Annotated in this window: 1 protein-coding gene; it reads right to left on the bottom strand. The window is 40.1% G+C overall.

Annotated features, from left to right (window positions below; all coding sequences use genetic code 11):
* Positions 1-48: 48 nt before the first annotated feature.
* Positions 49-20,601, bottom strand: a complete 20,553-nt coding sequence (locus tag ACQ76T_RS03070) for an amino acid adenylation domain-containing protein (RefSeq protein WP_431341877.1) — start codon at positions 20,599-20,601, stop codon at positions 49-51.
* Positions 20,602-20,660 lie beyond the last annotated feature (59 nt).

The following is a 20,660-nucleotide window of genomic DNA, read 5'->3' as shown; positions in this document are numbered from 1 at the left end:
ATTTTTGACATGGGTGTTTCATATTGTTTATAGTGTGTTTAGTTTGTATTAAAGGGTTTGTTTTATATTTTCCTCTGTATTCATTTGGGTTAACCATTCTGTGCAATACGGTGTATTGACGATGGTAAAGTGATTGGCCTCTGTAGGGATGATCTGCACGTCGCTGAAGTAATGGTCCCAACCTGCTGCTGCCCCGGCATCGCCCCAGTTTTCTCCTGAAAGCTGTGTATTGTCTGCTTCTACAAAAATCAGGGTCTGATCCAGCTTTTCTTCCAGACGGTATTCTGCTGAAACTGAAGCACGGAATACTTCCCACATTCTGGCAACGGTTTTAGCAGGAAGTGTATTAACGGTATCGCAGATAAACTGCATATAATGTTCTTCCGGAAGTTGCTGAACAAGTTCTTCTACGGCTTCGTCATTCAGCCATGGCTGGCTGAATTGGATCAGTGATCTGAAATAGGTGCGTAGTTTTTCAGTTTCTCCTAAAGAATTGAAAGACGAAAGCGGATCTGTGAAGCAATCCAGAAAAATAATTTTTTCGATCTCCACAGTGGATTCTTTTGCCTGTTTTATCATTTCATAGATTACGATTCCTCCATAACTGTGTGCCAGTAAGGTGATTCCCCCTATCACTCCTGTTTCTTTGATCTGTTTCAGGTTATAGGCTGCCATATCTTTGATACTGCTATTCGGAGCTTCGTCTGCAGCAATTCCTTTCATCTGCAATCCGTATACAGCTCCTTCTCCCGGCACGTTACCAGCAAGGGTAAAGTAGCCTTCTGTAGATCCCAATGCTCCAGGAATGATAAAAGTAACGTCTTCCAAACTGCCTTCTCTCAAGGTTAAAACAGATTCTTCACCGGACTCTTCATTACCATTGATCAGTATTTTAATTCCTGCGATCGTTGGATTCTTCATGATGTGAATCAGCTGAATATCTTTATCAAATGTCGTATTGATCTTATGAGCAAGCTGAATCATCGTCAGAGAGTTTCCGCCAACTTCAAAGAAATCATCATGAATGCCTACTCTATTCAGTTTTAACAGTTGAATCCATATTTCAGCAAGAGTGTGTTCTGTTTCATCGGATGGTGCTGTAAATTCTCTTTCAATCATATCATTGGGATCTACACTTGGCAGTGCTTTTCGATCAACCTTACCATTAGAAGACAATGGAATTTTATCAATTTCAATAAATATGGAAGGGACCATATATTCTGGTAAATGTACTCTGAGGTGTTTCTGAAGTTCTTCTTTATCAAAAACATCGTTAGCTACCACGTAGGCAACCAGCCTCTTGTTTCGGTTATCATCTTCCACAGTCAGTACAAGTCCCTGTTTTACGAGTGGAGATAACTGCAAAATAGTTTCTACTTCTCCCAATTCTACCCTGAAACCATTAATCTTCACCTGTCCGTCCTGTCTTCCAAGGAATACAATAAATCCGTCAGGATGCTGGCAGCCAATGTCTCCGGTACGATATAATTGTTTTTGCATTCCGGGATGCATCATGAAGCTGGCAGCGGTTTTTTCAGGATCCTGATGGTATCCTTTGGCCACCCCAATTCCTCCAATATAGATGTCTCCAGGAACGTTTACAGGGCAAGGAGAAAGATTAGCGTCTAATACATACATTTCCTGATTACCTAAAGGATATCCGTAAGGAATACTCTTCCATGACGGATCTATTTCACCGATTGGATAATGAATAGACCATATAGATCCTTCTGTTGCCCCTCCAAGACTGATTACGCTGCTGTCAGGATTTATCTTTTTAATTCTTTCCGGTACATCCAAAGGAATCCAATCTCCGCTCATCCAGTACATTCTTAAGCTGGCAAGGTGCATTTCAGCGGTATCCTCCTGTCTTTCTATCAACAGATTCACGATCTGAGGTACTGAATTCCAAACGGTCACTTGTTCTTCTTTGACATAACGAAGCCAGATATCCGGGTTCAGTCCTTCTGTTTCAAGAGGTAAAACAAGTGTTGCTCCACAGGCGAATGTTCCAAAAATATCATAAACGGAAAGATCGAAATTGAGATCTGATATTCCAAATACTTTATCGTCCGAGGTGATGCCGAATCTCGCATTCATATCATACAGGGTGTTAACAGCTCCACGGTGGTCAATCATTACTCCTTTCGGTTTTCCGGTAGATCCTGAAGTAAAAATAATATACGCCAATTCTGTATCCGGAACTTTTACGGTTTCGAATTCCGTTGATTCGTCTGCAAAAGTACTTTCTTCCAAAAGGATTATTTTAACTTCTTCCGAGCAATTTACTTTTTCCCTATAATCCGGCTGTACCAGAACAATAGTAGATTCAGTTTGTTGGATCAGTTCATTCATTCGATTTTCAGGAAGGCTGCCTTTCACAGGAATATAATGTCCTCCTGCTTTCAGAATCCCAAGAACTCCCCAAACCTGCTCCAGACTTTTGTGGGAAACCATTGCTACAGGAACATTTGCAGGAAGGCCGGATTCTACAAGGGCTCCCGCCAGACGATTGGCCATTTCATTCAGTTCTGCATAGGTAATTCGTCTTCCATCGTGTACTACTGCAATATGATCCGGAGTTTTAAGAACCTGTTCTTCGAAAAGGTCCGCTAATGTTTTATGTTGCGGATATTCAACGGCCGTATCATTTCTTTCATGTAGGAAGTAGTTGATTTCTTCTTTAGATAAGACTTCATAGGCTTTTATCTGCTTTGCTGTATCTTCCAGAACGCCATTCATTAATTCCATGAAATATCCCATATGTTGGCGAATGATACCCGGACTGAATACATCCTGATCATATTTTAAGCTTACAATAATTTCTTTTCTGAGATCCTGTATTTCCAAAGAATACACGTGAGCCGTTTCCTGATATACTTCATCATAAATTTCAATACCGGAACCACCACCGGTTAATATTTCATCAAAGATGTTCTGATAAATGAATGATACTTTGAATGGCGTTTCTCTATTACCGGAGCGGTCTAAATTCAGATCTGATAATAATTTAGGCAAAGGATACGCTGCATGAGACATTCCATTGATCATTCCTTTCTGAATATTTTTCACCAACTCTGCAAAAGTATGGTTTCCAGACACTCTGTTTCTCAATATCATCATATTGACATAATAGCCAATACTGTTTTCATACTCCTTTTTAGGGCGTCCTGCAGTCGGCATAAGGATCAACAGGTCTTCTTCTGTGGTCAACTTATGAAGCAACATTGCATAGATCCCTGAGAATAAAGCAGAAAGATTGACTTTCAGCTTTTTGCCTAATTCTTTGAGCTGATCTACTTTCTCCTGACCAAGCTTTATTCTTTCAATGCCAATCGTAGTTGTTTTGGTACTGTTCTGCTTGTACAGATCATAAGGCAAATTGAGTATGGGTAATGTTCCTGATAGGTTCTTTTTCCAATACGCCAGACTTTTCTCTCCTTTCTTACTTAGAATGAAATTCTTTTCCCAGTCTACGTAACTGAAATAGGCTAAATCAGGTTCTTTGGCCACTATTTTTTCTCCGTTTAAAAGCTTCTGGCATTTTTCAAAAAGAGAAGCTATAAACACAGAGCTCGACATTCCATCGAAAATAATATGATGAAATACCAGCAGAATATAATTTTTACCAGCAGTCAGGTCTCTTCTTATGTATAGTCTCACAGGCAATTCTGTTTCCAGATTGAATGGTTTTCTTACCAGACTCCATGAAACTTCATTGATGTTCTGACCTTCAGCAAGCTCTTGATCATCCACTTTAACTTCTGATACATTTTGAATTTGATTATAAATCTCTCCGGTTTCATCGGTAAGAAAACGGGATTTAAGAACCGGATATTCATCAAGTGTCAACTGGAATGCTTTCTTTACTAATTCATGCTCAATCGTTCCCGGAATGATAAACGATACAGGAACATTATAATTTGCATTTTCAGGTTCCAGCTGCTGTATAAACCAAAGTCCTTTCTGACCTTCTGAAAGCGGATATCTTGGAGATTCTTCCTCCTGAACTACTTCTGTTTCAGTGATGGTACTATCCGATAACGATTCAGGCAGATGAACGGCTGTTATTTTCTCATGATATTCTACAAGAAGGAAATCCGCCAGGTCATTGATCGTTGGATAATTATAGAAAACGGCCGGTGTAAGATCTGTATCGTAGAAATCATTCAGTTCGTTGGAGTACTTGATCAGTAAAATAGAGTCAAAACCATAATCACTTAGTTTTTCGTCTCTTTCGATGTCATTTTCTGATAATTTCAACAGTTGCGCCGTGATTTCCAATAATTTTGAAGCCACTTTATCCTGCAATTCAGCATTTTCAGGTATAGAAAGCTCCTGTATAGGCTTCTGTTTCAGCACCAATTTGTTCAGGAATTGAGATCGTATTTTATCTACCTTTCCGTAGGTTACAATTCCCTGTGTATAGCTGCTTCCCAATAACTGATCAAAAATATTGATTCCAACGGCATTTGGTAAAGGAGACAATCCGTATTGTTTGTCTAAATATTCCTGGCTTGTCTGATCCATTACCATTCCGCCTTCTTTCCAGAACGGCCAATTGATGCTGATGGTTTTTCCCTGTCGTTTTCCTTTATTGCGTTCAGTTTCTCTATAAACCGCATAATTATCTAAATACGCGTTTGCTGATGAATAGTCTGCCTGTCCCGCATTACCTGTGATTGCCGCCAATCCTGAAAACAGTACCATGAAATCAAGGGCTTCATCTTTGGAAGCTTCATCAATATTCTTAACGCCATTTACTTTAGATGCCAAAACAGTCTGCACTTCTTCAGGAATTTTATTGATGATCAAACTATCCTGAGTAACTCCTGCGCTATGGATAATTCCATCTATTCTATGGTATTTTTCCTTGATCTGATTCACCAAATGAACCACTTCTTCTTTGCTGTTTACATCACAGCTGAAATATGCTCCATGCGTAAGGCTTTTAATGAAAGTTTCTTTTTCCTGATCCAATTCTCCACGACCTGTTAAAATCACCTTCGTTTGTGGTACTTTGTTGATGTGGGTAGCGAATAATCTTCCTATTCCTCCAGCTCCGCCTATGATCAGATATACTCCGCCTTCTTTAATTTTTAATCCGTCATTATCTGAAATAGTGATCTCGTTCAGTTTTTTCACTTTTCTAAGTCCGGATTCATAACGAACCTCTGTATCTACGGTGGAAAGTTCTCTTTGTAGGATCGAAGTAAGTTCCGGCGCATCTTTTACAGAAAGTCGATCTACGCTAATGATCTTCCCTGTGATTCCCTGATTTTCAAGACTGGCTGTTTTCAGCAGTCCTGAGATAAGACCATAATCAAGATAATCTGCGATACAGCAAACGATCAGTATATGAGAGGCATTCTTTTCTGCCATTCTTTTTTTAATCACCGACATTACATCAATCAAATAATCTTCGGCAATCTGTCCGTCAATCGTTGTAGTTTCAATTCCCAACTCGGTTTTAAGATTTTCCGCTAATTGTGCCGGGCTGTCTACCAATAAGACCATTGGAATCGCTTCATTTTCCTGTCCTGCAAGGTTTTCTGCGTCACATTCTTCCCAGTTTGTGGTAAATATGCAGGCATCAGTTGCAGTATCTGATGATTCTGTTTTTTCAGTTCCATCTATTGGAAGGGTCACAAAGTCATGGAAACTCATCAATACTTTCCCCTGATCATTCAGAATATCAACATCATAGGTAATCACAGCTCCATTTCCCTGATTGGTCTTACTTTTTCGGGCATAGCTCCAGATGCTCAAAGGTAATTCTTCATAGAATACGACTTCTTTGACGCTGAAAGGAAGCTGAGTAACCGGTTTTTTATCGATAAAGCCCATTCCCATACATGTTTGTAATGCACTGTCTAAAAGTCCCGGAGAAACGCCGAACCCTTCCAGCTCTGGCAATGTGATCTTCGATAATGCTTCTGAAGATGAGTAATACATTTGTTCAATCCCCATGAAACTGTCTCCATAGTCCAGTCCTATCTGTCTGAAAATATCATAACAGGTCATTCGATCCACATTTTCTGATAGTTTGTTTTGAATCATTTTCAGATCGAATGAATTCTTCACCGGTAACGATTGTGTTGAAATACGTCCCTGGCTGTGAAGCTGCTCTTGTCCATTTACTGAATAAATCTCATAGCTCAAATCATCATGAATACTTTTTAAACGGATATGTACTTCTTCAGATTTACCATTGATCCGTACCGGACTCATCCAAGCCATATTCTTAATTGTGGTTACCTCCTCAGACAGAAGTTCTTCCCCTGCAATTCTAGCCATTTCAAGATAAGCGACTCCTGGTAATATAACCTGGTTTTGTATTGTATGATCTTTTAAAAATTCTTCATTTCCGGTAAAAGTACTGGAGAACTGGAACGATTTAACCGTTGAGGTATTACGATGGATCAGCGGGTGTAAAAAGCTCGTTTGTTGACGGACAGCAACCGTTTTCACCTCCGGAATCCAATAACTCTGACGGGCAAAAGCGTAAGAAGGAAGGCTTATTTTGTTCGGACGCTGTTTTGGATATAACAAATCCCAGCTGATGGCTACTCCTTTGGTCCATAACATGGCTAAAGATTTTATTTCACCGTGGGTAATGGCATAATCGATGTATGCCTTTCCGGCTCCTCCTTCCAATAAAAAGTCGGCTTTATTCTTTTTAATATTTCCGGTCATCAGGAGTTCTGTATTCCCTTTCAGGAAGTCATTCAGCTGAAGCATTAGATCAGCCTGATCTGCAGCAAGTACGGCAAGACGTTCTTCCATCGGTTCTCTTCCGATTTGTAATGTGTAAGCAACATCACGCATATTGGCTCCCGGATTTCTTTCTAACCATGATACCAGATTACCTACCTGACTTTTTAGTCTCTCGGTATTTTTTGCAGAAATAACGATCAGTACAGGTTCTGTAGAGGCTGTTTTCACATTGTTTTCCGAGTATTCTTCAATCACCATATGCACATTTGTTCCACTAAAGCCGAAACTGCTGATAGCAGCTCTTCTCGGTGCATTATTTTCAGTATTCCAATCACTTAAATCACTTCCTACATGGAAAGGACTGTTGGCTAGATCAATTAAAGGGTTGCATTCCTCAAAATTCAGGGTAGGGACCAATTGTTTATGTTTTAAAGAAAGCATAATCTTCAAAACTCCTGCTATTCCTGCGGCTACCAGTGTATGTCCGATATTGGTTTTAACGCTCCCAATTCTGCAATACTGTGTTTTCTCTGTATATTTTCTGAATGCATTGGTAAGGGCATCCATTTCAATAGGATCTCCTAAGCTTGTTGCTGTACCGTGTGCTTCTACGTAGCTGATTGTTTCAGGGTTGATGTTGAATTTTTTGTAGACTTCTTTTTCAAGTTCCTGCTGAGCAAGGACGCTTGGTGCGGTAATCCCGTTGGATGCCCCATCCTGATTGGTTAAGCTGCCTTTAATCACTCCATAAATCTGGTCTCCGTCGCGTTCTGCATCGGCAAGACGTTTCATGATCACGACTCCTACTCCTTCACCCGGCACGAATCCGTCTGCTTTTTTATCAAAAGTATGGCATTGTCCGGTGGAAGACATCATCCCTGCTCTGTTGGCCAAAGAATAAAAGCCAGGTGTGGTCATGATATTGATTCCTCCTGCAATAATAAGGTCAGTTTCTCCTTTTTGTAAGCTGCTGCATCCCATATCCATTGCCAGAAGAGAACTTGAGCATGCTGTATCTACAGAAACGGCAGGTCCTTTAAGATCTAAGAAGTAAGAAATTCTTGCGGCTAATATTGCACTGGAATTTCCCCACATTACTGAAGCTTCTTCACATTCTCTGATGTTATAGTCACTTGGAGCCACTCCGGCATAAACGCCACATTTGCTTCCTTTTAAATTTTTCGGATTGATGGCTGCATCTTCAATAGCTTTCCAACAGTGCTCAAGGAATAGACGCTGTTGTGGATCCATCATTTCGGCCTCGTTCCCTGATATTTTAAAGAATACGGGATCAAATTTATCGATATCCAGCAAGAAACTGCCCGTCCATTTTGCGTTATCATTGTTGGTGTATCCCTTCCATCTACCTGCCGGCACATTCCCGATCAGACTTTTCCCGTTTTTCAGCACTTCCCAGAATGCATCCAGATCGTTGGCTGCTCCAAACTGGCCACTCATTCCAATGATGGCAATATCATTTTCATAACGGTATTCCGGCTCTGAAGCTTTAACTGTAGAAGTAAATCTTGTTTTCACAGGCGCTGCCGTTTCAGAAATACCATCAAATACAAGCGTTTCTGAAGGGACTTCAACCTGTAATGCTTCGCTGTAATTCTGCATCAAATGTTCTGCAAGCTGCTGAACGGTTCCGTAGCTGAAAATATCTGTGGATTTCAAATCTACGTTCAGTTTTGCGTTGATGTTTTTGATGAGCTCCATACTGAGGATGGAATCAAAACCATAATCCATAAACTGGCATTCTATATCGAAGTCGCCTGGTGGAAGTTTAATTAAATCCGCAGCTATTTTGGTAAGCTGACTGATCAGGCTATTATTATCTATCGTTTTTTTCATAACTGGCATTTTCTGTTTGGGTGCCGTTGTATTTTGTTGGGTAACTGGTGAAATGGTCTTAATTTCAGGGTGGTTTTCTGATTGTTTTAATCCGGAAATGATTTTTCCATCGCTTGTAGCGCATATAATCTGCTGCGATAAATATTCTCCTTCAGGATAGCTTACAGGGTTCCGATATCCTGTTTCTTTCAGAACATGCTGCCAGCTTTCTGATGATAGTCCCGGACTTCCTTTTAATCGGATTCCGCCGTCTTCGTACAACCACCATCCGTCTAATAATCCGAAGGTTAATGTGGTAAATATTTCTGTGCGCGCTATTTCATTCATGATCAGCAAACCGTCCTGTTTTAATAAAGCTTTGATATTATTCAGGGTTACCGCCATGTTTTTAGTGGCATGCACTACATTCGCTCCAATCACAATATCATAAGTTCCTATTTCTATCTGTTGACCGGAAGGATCTGTTTCTATATTCAAAATAGCAGTTTCCAGATACGGTGCCATTGTTTTATACTGTTGCTCAGCATAATGAAGAAAGCTGTGTGACAGATCTGTGTACAGATAGTAAAGATGTTCTTTATAAGGCTCGAGTGCTTTAAATACAAACTGGCTGGTTCCTCCTGTTCCTGCACCTACTTCCAATATTCTGATCTTTTCACCCGGTTTAAGGTAAGGAATACTTGCTATGACGCTATTTTTGATAATTCCCGTCAACAGATCGTTGAAGTAATCCGATTGGGCATTTCCTTTATAAATTCCGCTTACATAATCCATGCTTCCTCCCGGAAACATTACTGAGGTGGCCTGCAGTTTTCCTGTAATGATTTCTATAAAAGATTCCAGACAAATCTGAAGCAGTGTTCCATGAGGGCGGTATTCCTGCTGCTGGATCACCAGTTCACTCATTTGCTGTTCAAAATCAAACTTAGAAAGTTCTTCTTTCATGTCTGTTGATACCAGAATCTGAGCGTCTTTTATGTTGATATATCCTTTTGATGCTAATAAATCAATCAGAACAAAAAATAGCTGTTCGTACTTATCGCTAATGGAAAGCTGAGATCTTAAGTTTCTGATTGTTTGTCCAGTAGTCTGCTTGTCTTCCAGCCCCAGTTGAAGTAATACTTTTAATATCCCTTTACAGCAAAGCATTTCAAATAGCTGCTCTTCTTCGTCTGCATTAGGATATATAAGGGAATCTGCGCTTTCCCATTGTAATATTGAGCTGAATTCAACTTGTGAACTCTCCTTGTTGTGGCGCATAGTAGGCATAGCAACGGCAGTTGCTACAGAGAGCTTAAGCGCAACAATCTGTTGTTCATTACTGTTTAATACGGTTTCCAGCAGGAGCACTCCTTCTTCAGTCTCAATGCTTTCAATACCTGCCTGCTTCATTTTTTCTTTATAACCATCAGCTGACACAATACCGATCTCTCCCCAATATCCCCAATTGATAATTTTAACAGGGATATTCAACAAATGGTTTACACTAAGGGCATAACTGTCTTTGAAAGAACATCCTGCCGCATAGTTAGCCTGCCCCGGAGCATGAACCAACGATTGTGCTGAAGAATAGAAGCAGATAAAATCCAGAGGCTCATTTCTGAACGTCTGTACCAAATTCTGACTAGACAGAGACTTAGGCATGAATGCTTTTTTAAAATCATCCTCGGTCATGTTTTTAAGCAACATATCATGCAGTACAATTGCGGAATGGAAAATACCATTGATCTCGCTGTGATTTTCTTTAATTATTCTGTAGATTTTCTCAACCTGTTCAGTATTTGTAGCATCACATGAGTAATATTCAGGTTTTTGTCCCAGTTTGGCAATTTCTTCCTGAGCCATCATAATAGCTTCATCAGCGACTCTTCTTCCCAACCAGATGATCTTCGCCTGATATTTTTTCACCAGGTATTCTGTTGTTGCTTTTCCTAGTCCGCCCGCACCACCTAACAAAATGTAAGTACCTCCGTTTCTAAATGTTGAAGCATTTACTTCAGGTAATGCAACAGGGTATAAATATTGTCTGTAGTAATGGCCATTTCTCAAAGCCGTAACTGCATTTTCTTTATTATCGAGACTTACTGCGAACAGCTCTTTCCAATTGATTCCTGCAGGATTTTCTACAGCAGAAAGATCCAGATCAATTCTGTTAACCGACCATTGAGGCTGTTCTTTCACCAACGCTCCTGTCATGCCTATAATGCCGCTTCCTGCTGAGGTTACTTTATGATTGGGTAAAACCTTTTGCGTATTGGAAGTGAAGACCGTCAGTTTCAGGCCCTGGGCTTCGGTTTCTAATAATTGTTTTATGCTTGCAAATACGGCCAATTCTCTTGCAGAGTGATCATCTTTTAATGGATTATCATCTTCTTTAGCTAACCCCTGCAGCAGATAAACAGCTTCCGTACCGTCTGGAATGATATCTAAAGTTTTTGTGATGTCTACTTCTGCTCCGCAGCTCTTTAGCCACTTTCCAAGTTCTTCACTGAATAAAAGGTCTGAATCTCCAGTAACCAGGATGTGTTTTCCCTGAATTTCGGCTGAGGTTTCCGATTGAGTAATAACTCTCTCCCACATTGGTTTATGAGCAATGGATGAAGTGTTACCTGAAGTATTTTGAGGTGTCACCTGAGGAGACAAAACCAAATCTCTGAAATGCAGTAAAACAATTCCTTCATCATCCATAATATCCATCTGGCAGCAGAAAGTTCCGTTTTGTTTTTTATCAAACGTTGCCCGACACCAGATCATGGAAGGTAATGTTCCAAAAATTGTTATTTCCGCAGCATCTGAAGGCTGATAAAGAGATTTTTCTCCTTGGGTCAGCAGCCAGCCTGTACCGGTCTGTACAATATTATCCAATACGCCCGGGGAAAGGATAAACTCCTCAGTAACCGGAAGTACAATTCTAGCCAGTGCTCCGTTTTTATCAAAGTACAGTTGTTCTACTCCCTGAAAATCAATTTCATAATATTTACCTGCTTTAGCAAACAGACTGTAAAGTGTTTCTTTTTCAAGAGAATACTGATATTGCTGAATCAGATTTTCAATATTTTTCTGATCATGAGGTGGCTGAAATTCTGTATTCAGTACTCCCTGACCGTTTAGCTGTGGTTTATTTTCTTTATGTTTTGTGTAAATCTCATAAGCGATTTCATTTCCTGCATTAAAAAGACTGATCTGAACGTTCGCAGGAACTCCGTTTACTCTGATCGGATCCACCCATGATACATTTTTCAGTTGTGTAATGCGTTGGCGTAAGCTTCTTTCTCCGGCTTCTCTTGCAAGCTCCAGTAAAGCAGACGCAGGTAATTCTTTATAATTGGTGATCTCACATTTCGTTAAGAAATCCTCTTTCCCCGTGTAGGTACTGATAAATTTCTGCTCATTCAGGTCAGAATCGTTGCTGTGCAATAGTGGATGAAGATTGCTCTGTCCATTTTGGATGATCTCACTGTCTTTTATCGGGATCCAGTAGCGGTCTTTCATAAATGGATAGGACGGCAAACTGATTCTTGAAGGTAATCCGTTTGGATAAAGAGATTCCCAGTTTGTTTCCACTCCATTTACCCAAGCCATTGCTATAGAAAGCAGGTCATTTTTATGCTGAATATAATTTTCATCCTTCTTGCGGATATTTCCTCTGATTGGATTTATGATTTTATGTTCCAGATAATCGTTCAACTGAATCATTAAATCTTCCTTATCCGCAGCTATGAATGCCAGTCTTTCCTCCATTTCTTCTCTACCAGTCTGCAAAGTATAGGCAAGGTCATACAGATCAGCCTGGTTATTTTTTTCTAAGAACTTTTTAAGATTCTCTACCTGGATGGCGATCCTACTGGTGTTCTTTGCTGATAATGCAATGATTACCGGCATTTGATACCCTAATTTTCGGGATGGCTGAGCCAGATATTCCTCAATGATGATGTGAGCGTTACTTCCTCCGGCACCAAATCCACTGATTCCTGCGATACGAGGTTTTCCTTCCAAGGTTGGCCATATTTCAAGCTGCTGCTGTACTTTGAAAGGGCTGTTTTCGAAATCAATATCCGGATTTAAAACTGCTGAGTGTAAAGAAGGAACCAACTGCTGATGCTTAAGCTGCAAAATCACTTTCGTTAATCCTGAAATTCCTGCTGCTGATTCACAATGGCCAATATTTGACTTGACAGATCCGATGCTGCAAAATTGTTTATCGGTGGTTTCAAACGCTCTGTTCAAACCTGCTATCTCTATCGGATCTCCAAGACTGGTTCCTGTTCCGTGGGCTTCTACGTAGCTTATATCGGTTGCCTTAACTCCACTTTTTTCGATGGCATTTTTAATGACTGCTGCCTGAGCTTTCGGATTTGGAACTGTATATCCATTGGTTTTACCTCCGTGATTCAACGCGGTTCCTTTGATCAGCCCATAAATATGATCACCATCTTTGATGGCTTCACTTACACGTTTCAGTAATACGGCTCCCACACCTTCTCCAGGTACATATCCATCACCTCCCTGGCCAAAACTCTCACAACGGCCTGCTCCGGAAACGAAACGTCCCTGACTCAGCATCAGATATTTGTTAGGATGAACGCTGATATTAACTCCTCCGGCAATAGCCATATCGGTGTTTCCTACAATCAGGTCATTGCATGCTAAGTGAATAGCTGTTAATGAAGAAGAACACATGGTGTCAACAGCCATACTTGGGCCATTGAAGTTAAAGAAGTAAGAAATCCTGTTGGCAATACTGCTGGCAATACCAGCCGGTGTCACAAAATTCCCTTTCATTCTTTCTTCAGCCCCGAATAATTGATATTCTTCATACATTACTCCTGCGTATACGCCTATTTTTCTGGCCGTTCCTGTTTCAGCATCTTCTGAACGGATGCTTTCACGGGTATATCCTGCATCTTCTATGGTTTCCCAAACGGTTTGCAGAAAAAGACGTTCCTGAGGATCCATCAGTTCTGCTTCTCTTGGTGAGATGCTGAAGAATAAAGGGTCAAACTTATCTATATCATTCATAAATCCTCCCCATTTACTATAGCTTTTTCCCGGATGTCCTTTTTCTTCATGATACATTTCTTCAGCGTTCCAACGGTCTGTCGGCACCTGTGTAATGCAGTCTTTTCCTGTTTTAAGATTCTCCCAGAATTCTTCGAGATTATCAGCATTCGGATAGCGTCCGCTGACCCCGATAATCGCAATATCCTCGTTGGTATTTTGATGGTTCGGTTGATGCTGAACCATTGAAAAACGCTGACGTCTGTTTTGAAGATCAGCTGCTGGTCTTTCAGTCTGTATAATTTCCTTTTCTACAGGATTTGAAGTTTTAACCGCCGCTAATCCTGTCAATTCTAGCAGTAATGAGCGATGGCTTTCCATAAAGTATCCGCAAAGTTCTTGTAAGGTCAGGTATTCGAAGAATAATGTACGGGGTAATTTACCAAACACATCCTGCAGACAGTTAGAAAGTCTGATGACCAATACAGAATCAATTCCGTACTGTTCAAAAGGAACCTCAGCCTTCAATTTTTCTTCCGGCATTCTCAGTTCTTTTGCGAGAAGGTTACGCAGATAGATCATAGATGCGTCATACAGAGTTTCTTTGCTAGCATAAGTTTCTACTGATGACATAGTATACACTTCTTCTGATTGCTGTGATACGGCTCTCTCTTCCTTAGTAACTCCAAACAATACCATTCCCTGAGTAATTCCACTGTTCATTAAGTTTTCAAATGCTTCAATTCCTGCATCCGTTGGCATCGGAGCCCAGCCAAAATGCTGCTTCATAAAGATTTCAGCTTCAGTACTAATGTGCATTCCTCCGTCTTTCCAAAGTGGCCAGTTGATGCTTACCGTTTTTCCCTGACGTCTGCCATTTATGCGTTCGCTTTCTCTGTACTGCATATAATTATCCATCCAGGCATTGGCTGAAGCATAATCAGACTGCCCTGCATTTCCGTGAACTCCAGCTACTGAAGAGCAAGTGACCATGAACTCTAAAGGAAGATCTTTCGTTGCGATATCCAGATTTCTGGTTCCTTTTATTTTGGCAGCAAAGACTTCTTTTACTTCTTTTTTTGTCTTTTGAAGGATTATACTGTCACGGATCACTCCTGCACTGTGAATGATACCATCAAGTTTTGTATGTTTTTCAATAATATGTTGAATAAGATCATTAACTGCTGATTCATCACTGATATCACAAGGATAGTACGAAACATCATTTAATTGATCTACAGCACTTTGTTGAGAAGAATTCAACTGAGAACTTCTGCCCGTAAGAATGATAGTAGCTCCGGCTTTCCGGTTAAGATATTTTGCAAAAATTAATCCTAATCCGCCGGCACCGCCAGTAATAAGATAAACTCCATCTGATTTGATCTGTACAGGAGTTGAGTAAGCATCCACTACAAGGCTTTCCATTGTTCTTACCTCACGTTTTCCTGCTGAATACCGTACTTCATGGTCTGCATTATGCTGTTCGTTCATCAGAATAGTGCCCAGTTCTTCAAGATCCTGAAATGCTTCGTCTTCTATACTGATCAGTTTTCCGGTAATCTTTGGATTTTCCTGAGATAATGTTTTCAGTAATCCTGTGATAAATCCATACTGATAATACTGATCTCTGCTGCAGGCCACTACAATATGGGTTGCTTTTTTATGAGGCATTACCGTTTTTGCCAGCGAAAGTATTTCCATAAAGAAATCTTCTTCTTTAGCGGTATTAATAGCGGTCGTCGTTAATGAAAAATGATTGTAAAGATCATCCGCCATGGTCCCGGAGCCACCTGCCAATATGATAACAGGAGTTGCTTCTGTAAGAGACTGTACAGATTCCGGTTCCGATTTCCAATGATCAGCCAGCAGACTAAGACCTTTTGGAGCTATTTCATGATTATTAGCTGTAACAGTATCGGTGGCTGTAAAGCCGTTCACAGGCAGTAATACCAACTCTCTGAAACGAAGAACAACTTGTCCTTCAGCATTTAAAAGATCGATATCATAGCTGCTTATTCTTTTTCCTGAATTATTTTTCTTCACATGGCACCATAATTCAGTAGGTAAATCCTGATACAGTTCTATTTCAGTTACGCTGAATGGCAACAGGGTTTCTTTATTGCTTTTTCCCAGCTGTACTCCCATGCAGGTTTGTAATGCACTGTCCAGAACGCCTGGCGTTAAAACAAAGGTATGATCTGAAGGTAAAGATATCCTTGATAAAACTTCATTTTCACTGTAATACATTTCGAAGATGCCACGGAAACTTTTACCATACTCCAATCCTGCTTCACTGAATAGCGTATAACAGTTTTCTCCACTTATTGTATGAGCCAGTCTTGCTTTGATCGTTTTGATATCTTTCTGTTCTGGAGCAATGAGTTCTTCAACTGATACAATACCTTTGCAATGGATTTGCTCTTCATTTTCATGGGTATAAATTTCAAATTCTATGGCTTCTTCTGTAGTAAATAAACTGGTAAAAACAGTTTGTTCTTTATCTTTTATCTGGATGGGATTGAGCCAACTAATTTCTTTTAATTTCGTGATTTTTTCCTGTACAGATTGTTCTCCTGCTTCTCTTGCCAATTCAAGATAAGCGACTCCTGGCAATGTTTTCACATGATGTACTTGATGATCGGTTAAAAAAGATTCTTTACCTGTGAAAATACTTGTGAACTGCTGTTCTTTAAGGCTGGAAGTATTGCTATGCAGTAAAGGGTGAAGTTTTGATCTGGTTTTTAATGATAATTCTCCTTCTGCCTTTGGAAACCAGTAACGTTCATTCGCGAAAGGATAAGATGGCAGACTAATCAGAGAGGGTTTTTCGTCATTATAGATCAGATTCCAGTCGATATTTACCCCTTTTACCCATAGCTGTGCTAAAGAATGACTCTCCTTTTCTCTGATGATGCTTTCCAGATAAGCCATCCCAGACTTCCCTTCCAGAGAGATACCCAGTTGGTCATTGTGAATATTCCCAATATATAAATTCTGTGTATTCTTTTCCAGATAAGAAGACAATTGTGAAAGTAAATCTTCTCCATCTTCTGCTATAAAAGCCAGCCTTTCTTCCATTGCTTCTCTTCCCGTTTGAAGGGTGTAAGCAAGATTATCAAGATTGATTTCGGAATGGTTTTCAATATGCTTTTTGAGGTTCTTAACAATAACCTTTAATCTCTCTTCGTCTTTGGCTGATAATACAATCAACAATGGCATTTGCTGTCTGTAAGAAACATTTTCACCTACATATTCCTCTATGATCAGGTGTGCGTTGCTTCCTCCTGCACCAAATCCACTGATTCCGGCAAGCCTTGGTTTATTATTTACAACCAGCCATTCTTCAAGTTCTTGCTGAACTTTAAATGGTGTATTTTCAAATTTTATGTTAGGATTCAGTATCACAGAATGCAAAGATGGTACTAACTGACGGTGCTGCATTTGTAACAGAACCTTTGTTAATCCCGATATTCCTGCTGCCGATTCGCAATGTCCTATATTGGATTTTACGGAGCCAATGCTGCAGTATTGTTTATTTTTAGACTCGAAAGCTTTATTTAAACCTGCTATTTCAATAGGGTCTCCAAGACTTGTTCCGGTACCGTGAGCTTCGATGTAACTAAAATCTTCAGCCTTTACTCCTGCTTTTTTCATGGCAGCTTTGATGACGGAAGCCTGTGCTTTTGGATTCGGTACGGTATATCCGTTTGTTTTACCTCCGTGATTAAGAGCAGTCCCTTTAATTAAACCATAGATACGGTCTCCATCTGCTAATGCCTGACTGTAAGATTTCAACAATACAGCACCTACTCCTTCTCCAGGAACATAGCCTTCTCCTCCTTCTCCAAAACTTTCGCATCTTCCTTTACTGGAAACGAACATTCCCTGGCTCAGCATCAGGTATTTATTTGGATGTACACTTACATTTACCCCTCCGGCCAGCGCCATTGTACAGCTTCCATTCTGAATACTTTCACAGGCAAGATGTATTGCTGTGAGAGAGGATGAACACATGGTATCTACGGCCATGCTAGGTCCGTTCAGGTTGAAAAAGTAAGATACCCGGTTGGCAATACTGCTGATGCTTCCGCCAGGATTTACGAAATTACCTTTTGCATTTTCTTCAGCTCCAAACAAAGGATATTCTTCGTACATCACTCCTACATAAACACCTATCTGTGGCTGGATTTCGTTCTTATCTCTTCCGCCTTCCAGTTTCTTTCTGGTGTATCCTGCATCTTCGAATGTTTCCCAGGCAGTTTGAAGAAAAAGACGAGCCTGTGGATCCATTAATTCTGCCTCACGAACAGAAATGTTAAAAAACAATGGGTCAAAATGATCTATTTCATCCATAAATCCGCCCCATTTGCTGTAGCTTTTTCCTGCTTTTCCTTTTTCTTCATCGTAAAAATCGGTAAGATCCCAACGATCTGCCGGAATTTCTGTAATGCTGTCTTTTCCGGATTTTAGATTTTCCCAAAATTCTGAAAGGGTTTTAGCCTGAGGATATTTCCCTGAAAGTCCGATAATAGCGATAGGCTCGTTAGCGTCTGAACTTTTTCTTATCATGGGTTTTTCTATTGGTTGAGGAACAGTCTTCAGAGCATTTTTAAAGCTTTCACCAACAGGTTTAGAAATAACAGCCGGCTCTTCTGTCAATGCTGTTTTTACACCAGTAAGCCCGATTAATTTTTCAGAGTAAGCATCGACGAAAAATGCGGTTACTTCCGCCAATGTCTGACATTCAAAAAATAAAGTTCGGGGTATGTTATTGAAAATACTTTCCAGGCGATTGGTGAGTTTCGTGATCATGATAGAATCAATTCCGTACTGTTCAAAAGGAGTATCGGGATCCAGTTTATGATTCTTCATTTTGAGTTCTTTTGTCATTACATCTCCCAAATAAATCATAGACGCTGCATACAACGCCTTATCATTCGCAACCGTTTTCCTTTGGCTGGTTTTAGGAGACGAAGATCCATTCATCCAAGTGTTTAATTTATCTTCTTCACCATATACCACTACACCTTGTGATGCAGTATTGTTTAACAGCATCTCAAACGCGGAAATCCCGTCATCAGTAGGCATAGACCATAATCCAAAATGGTTGGCCATGTATTTCTCCTGTTCATCATCGATCTGCATTCCACCATCTTTCCATAAAGGCCAGTTGATGCTCAACGTTTTTCCGGTTCTTTTTCCCTCCTTTCGCTCTTTCTCACGGTATTCTGCAAAGTGATCCAACCATGCGTTAGCTGCTGCATAATCTGCCTGACCCGTATTTCCAAATACTCCCGCTACTGATGAACAAAACATCATAAAATCAAGCGCTTCATCTTTTGTAACCAGATCTATGTTCTGAGCCCCTGTAATTTTAGCAGAGAAAACCTCATGAATCTCTCCTGTTGTTTTATTGATTATTAAACTGTCACGTGTGATTCCCGCACTATGAATGACGCCATTCAGCTGGCCATAGTTGTTTTTTATTTTTTGAATTAAATCTGTCACAGACTTTAAATCCGTAACATCACAACGCTCATATCGTGCATTTCTAAATCCTTTAATTTTTTCCTGTTGTGTCGGGTTTAATTCGCTTCTGCCTGTCAGGATTAATTGTGTTCCCGGTATACTATTCAAGTAATCTGCGAAGATCAATCCAAGTCCGCCAGCTCCACCTGTGATCAGATACACTCCATTTTCTTTAATCTCTGTTTTTAATCCCGGATTTTCATCAGAAATTCCTGTTAAACTTCGAACTTCTCTTTGTCCGGATTGATAACGTACTTCCGGTTCCTTACCTTTTTGCTCTTCAACTAAAATTTCTGATAGTGTGTCTAATTCATTGATCGAAAAGCTTTCTACTCCGATTGTTTTTCCCTGTGAAAGTTGATTTTCCTGTACAGCAGTTTTTAACATCGCTGAAATGAAGCCATATTCAGGCTCATCTGCCACAGGATAAACAAAGTGAATTTTCAGCTGAGCTGTTTTCTTATTTTGTATTTCTTCTAAAACCTGAGTAAACACAGCTTCCGGGGTTCCTTCGGCAATTGTTTTTACTTCACATTCTAATCTTTCGCTTAATTTCTCAGCCAGTACAGCAGATCCTCCAGCCAATAAAACCAATGGAGCAACTCCTGTTTCATTTTTTGAGAACTCTGTGCCAGTTAAAATCTCAGGTTTCCAGTGGTAATGGTACAGATGGAGTTGAGGAGTTCCGTTTGAGTAATTTTTGTCTGAATCATGGGTGGTATCCTTTTCTAAAGGAACGACAACAAATTCAGTAAATCGGATGATCGTTTCACCAATATTGTTCAATAATTCGATATCATAGCTATTCGCCAGCTTACCTGATCTATTTTTCGTAACATAGCACCAAATCTCTTCCGGAAGGGCTTGGTAAATATTCATTTCTCTGACACTGAAAGGAAGCATAAGCTGTTGATTCTGATCTGCGAGACTGATTCCTAAGCATGTCTGTAACGCGCTATCCATCGTCCCGGGAGACCATACAAAGCCTTCTGCAACTGGAAAAGCAATTCTTGATAAAGCTGCTTTTCCATCATAATAAATTTCCTGAATTCCCTGAAAGGTTTTCCCATATTCAAGTCCTATGGAATTCATGATCTGGTAATAATCTGATCCTTTTTTATAGTCTCCTGAATCTTTAAAAAGATCAATAAGACTGTCGATATTTTTTATTCCAGGAATTTGCTGCTCAGATGTGTCCAAAATTCCTTCGGCATGCAATTGTAGCTGTATATCTGCCTCGCTGGTAAAAATTTCATAGGCGAATCCCTCTTCCGTTTCTGTAACATTCATATGAAGCTGAACGGGTGCGTCACTGATTGTGACAGGCTGTAACCAGTTGATTTCTCTGAGTTGAGTAATGGTTTTTCCTGCAACATATTCTCCTGCCGCACGGGCCATCTCAAGGTAAGTAACCCCAGGAAGCACTTTTGTTCCGAGCACTTTATGGTCCGTTAAAAAAAATTCTTTTCCGTTATATATACTGTTGAATTGGTGTTGTTTCATCTGTTTATATTAATTTTTTTGGTGGTCTGATGGAACACCCATACTCGTTTCCCTGTGTA

This window comes from Chryseobacterium sp. JK1 (assembly GCF_050632815.1).
Taxonomy (GTDB): Bacteria; Bacteroidota; Bacteroidia; order Flavobacteriales; family Weeksellaceae; genus Chryseobacterium.
This window is presented reverse-complemented; position numbering and strand designations above follow the sequence as displayed.

Coding starts and splice junctions, on each gene's coding strand:
- ACQ76T_RS03070 (WP_431341877.1), bottom strand. CDS start 20,601: ATGAAACAACACCAATTCAACAGTATATATAACGGAAAAGAATTTTTT.